At 36.8% G+C, this 5,984-nt stretch carries 6 protein-coding genes and 1 pseudogene; 4 read left to right on the forward strand and 3 right to left on the reverse strand.

Annotation, left to right across the window (positions count from 1 at the left end):
* Both HMPREF0666_RS04140 and HMPREF0666_RS04145 read right to left on the reverse strand, forming a co-directional pair.
* Positions 1–304 (reverse strand): helix-turn-helix domain-containing protein (locus HMPREF0666_RS04140; RefSeq protein WP_009011072.1); only part of this gene is annotated, 304 nt, incomplete at its 3' end.
* Between the two features lie 287 nt (positions 305–591).
* Positions 592–837: a hypothetical protein gene (locus tag HMPREF0666_RS04145; protein ID WP_009011073.1), complete on the reverse strand. Its 246-nt coding sequence runs from the start codon at positions 835–837 to the stop codon at positions 592–594.
* Between the two features lie 629 nt (positions 838–1,466).
* Here HMPREF0666_RS04145 and HMPREF0666_RS04150 point away from each other — a divergent pair.
* The 4 genes and pseudogenes from HMPREF0666_RS04150 to HMPREF0666_RS04165 form a co-directional block, all read left to right on the forward strand.
* Entirely contained in the window at positions 1,467–1,868 is a 402-nt protein-coding gene (locus HMPREF0666_RS04150) for a hypothetical protein (protein ID WP_009011074.1), read from the forward strand.
* 156 nt (positions 1,869–2,024) lie between these two features.
* On the forward strand, positions 2,025–3,428 hold the full coding sequence (locus HMPREF0666_RS04155; protein ID WP_004381093.1) for a retropepsin-like aspartic protease: 1,404 nt from the start codon (positions 2,025–2,027) through the stop codon (positions 3,426–3,428).
* A gap of 48 nt (positions 3,429–3,476) precedes the next feature.
* Complete coding sequence (locus tag HMPREF0666_RS04160; RefSeq protein WP_009011075.1) at positions 3,477–4,697, forward strand: hypothetical protein; 1,221 nt, start codon at positions 3,477–3,479, stop codon at positions 4,695–4,697.
* Between the two features lie 193 nt (positions 4,698–4,890).
* A pseudogene (locus HMPREF0666_RS04165) lies at positions 4,891–5,247 on the forward strand (tyrosine-type recombinase/integrase); the annotation flags it as partial.
* Between the two features lie 342 nt (positions 5,248–5,589).
* Here the strand turns inward: HMPREF0666_RS04165 and HMPREF0666_RS17870 are convergent.
* Positions 5,590–5,984, reverse strand: a 395-nt coding sequence (locus HMPREF0666_RS17870) for an IS30 family transposase (RefSeq protein ID WP_232214054.1), incomplete at its 5' end; no start/stop codon positions are given.

Consider the following 5,984-nt stretch of genomic DNA (forward strand, 5'->3'; position numbering starts at 1 on the left):
CCTTGGCCAATACACCAGATATTTGTTCTGGAGACCATTGCTCAGTAATAAGAAGGCGCTTCGCCTCTTCCATGACATCCTTGTCGACTGAACGATTGCCTGGCTTTCTGCGCCTTGTTTGTACTGCATTTGCTTGGGCAGTTTCCCAATTATAGTGTCTTCGGACTCCGCTATTACGTCTTATTTCACGAGACACTGTACTTGCACTTACATTTATCGCCTTGGCAATATCTTTTTGTTTCGTTCTATTTTGGAGTAGCACAGAAATTGTGTACCTTTGCTCCGAGGTTAATTGTTTGTACATTGCAATGCAAAATTAATTAATCTTTGGGAGACAGAGGTCTCCCTTTCTTATTTTTATGCATTGCTTGTTGATTTTCTTCTCATGGGGGCTTCTCGCCCCCAAACCCCTCGGTGTTTTCAGGTATAGATTATTAAGCTACACCAGCACTTGGGATTGCAGTTCTATGTTGAACTTGCGTATTTAATCAACCGAACTTATTATTAAAATAGCCGTAATTACCGTTTAACCCAGTTCTGCACTTTCAAACTCATCTTCACGTGCAATGTGGCTTGTTTTCTCCCTTGTTTTTAGGTGTTTTCCTTGATATTACCCATCAGCTCATCGGCGCTTTCGTCTCCTTTCCATGCTCCATAGAATTTATCAAACATTGCTTCTGTATAGGCTTCATCGGACATTTCCTTGCTCTCTTCCTCAAGTACAGAGTTAGTAAGTTTCACAGCTAAGCCCAACCGAATGTTCTTACTCATCGACCGCAATACGTTCCAATACATGCGTATCGTATTGTTCTCGATGTTTGTCATTGTGCCTGCCATAATTATACCTCCTGTTTATATTTTTCTGCAAAAATAATGCAAACGAGAGCAAAGAAAGCTTGCTTTCAATTTGCCGAGTGCAGCTTATTTTCTGCAAATATAACGTTTTCATATAACAACTCCAAATCTGCATCTTGGTTTTCACATTCTTATTGCAACTAATAATAGACGAAAGGAGCATTACACTATTACCCTCACTACATAAGAGAATAACGGACTTAAAACCAACAATATTTTTATTTTCAGTTTGCTGTCATTTTAACATTTGAGCAGAAGAGCCTGTAAACTAATCTGTTATGTCTTCAATCAGAGTGACAGAAATGACAGGAAAATTATTATTAGAATCGTGTTCCACATTTGAAAAGTCTAAGGAGGAATGGATATTTCTCTCTAAATATAATGGATCTATAACAAATCGTTTGGGTAATTATAGAAAACTCAGATAAAATTATTACCTTTGTTTTATGAATAGTATCGAGATATTTATACAGGCTTTAGGCCTATCAGAAGCAACTTGTTAAAAGGAGGGCAAAGGGATTTGTAAATGCAGAAAACTTTAAGTATATGGTCTATTTCATAACAGGGGATCTTAGGTGTAGATATTTCTATCTACAAAAAACAATATTAAGATGAAAAAAATATTCACTTTAGATCTTGATGGACTCACAATGATCCCATCAGAAGAAGCTGCCCAAATGATAGGCGGTGGCGGAGGCGGAGGCTCAAATGGTACACAACCTTCACCTACATTACCGCCAACAACTGGTTGGACGGTTACCCCTTTTGGTTCGGTGAACACGATGAAAGGGGAAGGAACACTGGGTATAGGTCTCTCGAAAGGGAACTCAAAAATGGACATGTCTCTTGATAGCAACAAAGGAAACTTTCCAAACGCAGGTTTCGGATTTACACAAGGATTTAATCATTTTTATGGAGGAGAAAAGGTAAACACAGATGGAAGTTTTTCTCTTGTTGGTGGGTATAAGAATGGTAACTTTAAAGCAGAACATAGTGAAAACTTAAAAAATTGAGAGTATACTGGTAGTAAAACAAGCGGCAGTGTAACTGTTGGTGCTACAACAATTACCAGAAGTATTACCACAGATAAGCATGGCACTCCTACAGGTTTTGCAGTAGGAATTACAGTTGATATTAACAAGTAGAATTATGTAATATAAACATAGGATATGAAATATTTACGCCTATTTATTTTATTGACCACTCTTGCATTATCTCGACCGAGCCTCGCACAATTGCAAAAACAAGCACAATTAAGTCGATTTTTCGATGCTTTAAATTCTGGCCGATTTTCAGAGTTGGGGCAAATATATGCCCCAACGGATTCAGTGGCCCCTTCCGTCAAGTTAGCAATTCAAGCTTTTACAGAGGTAGGTAAGAATCGCTATGATTTGGCAATTGATCTGTTGTGTAAAAACCTTAGGACTAATTGGAGATTGTATGGTGATGAAGCACTGTCGTTTTCAAACCTTTTGATGAATTTGTATGTTGCTGAAAGGAGGTATGATGATGCAGAATGTCAGTATGATTGGCTGAAGAATACCTATGCACCTGCTCAGCTACAATATTATCAGAACCTAACACTTAATAACGCGGTTAGCAAATGTATCGAAGAAACATATAAGTTCTTAGAAGAAAATCGTAAGATACCACAAATGCGCATCGTATGCAAGGGTGAGCCTAAGCCAATAAAGTTCATCCTTGACAGTCATATTAAAACGCGTTTGAAAATCAATCAGACTTCGGAAATGTTTTTATGGGATACTGGGTCAGAGGGCGCTTTGCTAATACCTCATAGATATGCAGATGCCTTAGGTCTTGATTACAGAAATAAGAGCGTTAATTCTAAGGACGCACAGGATCCGCTTATTATTGTAGATTCTCTAATAATTGGCAATTTCACCCTTTACAATGTTCCGGCTTTTATTCATGATATGGTAAATCCTATTCCAGCCTTGTATGACCGTCGTGCATCTGAAAAAGAACTTCATGATGCTTTAATGGTGTATGAGGCCTCGAATATTCCCATAATAGGGTTGCCAGTCATTAAGCATTTGGAGAAGCTAGGGATAGACTGGAAAAATAATTGCTTCTTCTTTCCCAAGAAGACCTTACCGGCCCCTACCTTGCAAGAACAAATGTTTGTTACCGGTGTCAAGTATTCAAAGTTGATAACACCATTTTCCATAAATTCTGTAAGGGCATTAGCAATGATTGACATAGGCAGTACAACCTTTGCAGATATGCATAAAAATTTGGTAAACGCTTATCCCAAGCGGTTTTCTACAATAAAAGATGTAAATGCTCATTCCTATAGCCTTACTTTGTATGGGGTGAGTGATACGACAAATGTGTTCTTAGTAAAACCTTCTTTAACTTATGCCAATCAATTACTGTTGCCTAAGGAAAGATTAAAAGTAATAGGCTATAGAGATGAAGACCAAGATATGAAATCCTGGGATGTACAATTGGGATACCCTTTTTTCAAATCCTTGGGAGAAGTAATGGTGTTAGATTTTAAAGAGATGAAATTAAAGATCTGGAGAAAAAGTGATGCTATTCACTTGCACTAAAGAATAAAAGTTTTCGAGTGGAATTTAAATAAGTTATAAATAAAGAGTATGAAGAAATTTAGCTTACTAACATTAGGGTTGTTGGCTTTATGTACAATTTCCACGATGGCACAAAGCTATCAATCTAAAATGGAACGATATGGTGGGCTCATCACTGAGGGAAGATTTTTGGAAGCGTGTCAGCTGTTCACTGACACAGATTCAGTTTCACCTTTTATCAAACTTCATAAGCAAATACTGGCAGCAATCGCCCAAAATCAAAATCGTTTGGCAATCAGCTTGATAGATGAAAATTTAAGGTATAACTGGATGGCATATGGTGCTGATGTGTTGTATCTTTCTCGTGAACTCCTAAACCTCTGTAAGGCAGAAGGAATGCATGATAAGGCTGCATCGCATGTAGAATGGCTGAAACGAGAATATTATCTTTCCCAAAAGGCTTATTATAATGATGCGGAATATAATAAATCGGTTGAAAAGCTAATCTCAAGCGGAGAACAACGCCTAAGAGAGCGGAACTTATTACCGCCAGTACATGCAATTCGCAAAGGTAAAAGCCAAACCATCAAGTTTACTGCAGTGCCACTTCTCAAGACACCGATTAAAGTCAACGACAAATCTTTAGAAGGCTTATGGATGACTGCGACACCTTATCCAATGATAATAACGCATCAGGTTGCTAAGCAATTGGGATTGGTGGTGGGTGCGGATAGTGTAGCAGGTTTCCCTGTTGTTTACTTAGATTCTATTCGTATTGGCAGTATTCTATTTAAGAATGTACCTGCGTTAGTTTCGAAGGTTGCCACCCCTATAAAAGGCATTGATAAGCATAAGTTGTCAAAGAAAGAGGCAAAAAGAATAAAGGAGATTTATGCTGAAGCAAATAAACCAAAGATAGGACTTCCTATTATCAGGCAGTTAGAAACGATAGCGATAGACTGGAAACGGCAGGAGATTAGTTTTCCTGTAGATAGTCTTCCAAATGCAGATGTAGAAGAAAAAATGTATTTTGCATATGTCGATTATCCTTATTTGTTTATGCCAATTACGATAAGTAAAAAAACAGCTATTGGAAAGATAAGTACAGGTGATGTTGTTTATATTAAGATGTGTGACAAGTTCTATAAGAAGCACCAGTTTCCATCGGAAAATTGGAATAAAAGCATGTATGTAACAACTGATGGTAATGCTGTTTCTATTCCGAATTTAATATTAAAATCACCTTCATTGACTATTAATGGTAGGCCAATAGATACAAAGGAAAAATAGACATTGTACCAGAAACAACAACTAGCTATGATGTTCTATTAGGCTTGACTTTCTTCCAATCAATAGGACAAACTATAGTCTTTGACTTTAAGCAGATGAAGATAAAAGGTTGGAAAGAAGGAATATCTGCCAAATAGAGTATTTTAGATAAATCATAAAAGATGGAGTCAACCAAAGCGATTACTGTTAGCGCAAGTTCAACATAGAACTACAATTGCATATTAAAGACTGTTACGAGCATATCAATCATCTTGGCATTGCAGCTCCTGTCCTTGTTAGTCAGAAAGGTACGGTTTTCACCGTGCAACGTATCAACGTAATACTCAAAGAACTCAAACAGAGGTACAGACTGAAAATAAAACATTTCAGCTGCCATAGTTTGAGAAAGACATTTGGAAGACAAGTTTATAACATAAATAGTGACAATGCAGAACTGGCACTGATCAAGCTAATGGAACTTTTCAACCATTCATCTGTAGCTATTACCAAACGCTATCTTGGATTACGTAAGGAAGAAATCTTGGAAACCTACGACTGTCTTACATTCTAAGCAATGACATTTTTCAGAGAATAATTCTTTTATACACCCCATACTAAAAATGTCATCACATACTGAATAATAAACAAAAAACACCCTTAAATAGAAAAATCATTCTGTTATACAAACTTTTTGCAGGAAAGAAACATTTAACCCAAGTTTAACCAGCAAAATTATTTTTCATAAATTTTCGAGATATTTTGTGTAGTATCAATTTGATAAATGATTGATAATCAAGTATAGGGTATTGTAACGAGGAGTAAAATCTGATTTGTAGGACACAGTCATATCAAAATTATTTTGTTACTTTGCACTCATGCACGCAAATCGTGAATTCAACAAGCAAGTGCAAATTTACTTAATTAGTTCGTAAAAGCAGTCCTGTGGTGTTTTAAAATCTAATTTCTTTCTTGGCCTCATGTTAATTTTCTTTGAATACTTCGTGATTTGTTGCTGGCTGATATGCTCAAAGGTTTCTTTTTTTGGCACGTATTGCCTAATTAGTCCGTTAGCATTTTCTATAGCCCCTTTCTGCCATGAAGCGTATGGGTCAGCAAAATATATGGTAACACCAAGGCTTTTGGCTATCATTTCATGACAAGCGAATTCTGTACCATTGTCAGTTGTAATAGACTTGATATGGTCTTTGAAAGGAGATAGTAAGTGTATTACAGTTCGTGCCAGTTCTTTGGCATTTTTCCCCTTCTTAAGTTTTCTCATAAACAACATGTTTGTACTACGCTCTATCA

The sequence above is a fragment of the Prevotella sp. C561 genome, from assembly GCF_000224595.1.
GTDB lineage: Bacteria > Bacteroidota > Bacteroidia > Bacteroidales > Bacteroidaceae > Prevotella > Prevotella jejuni.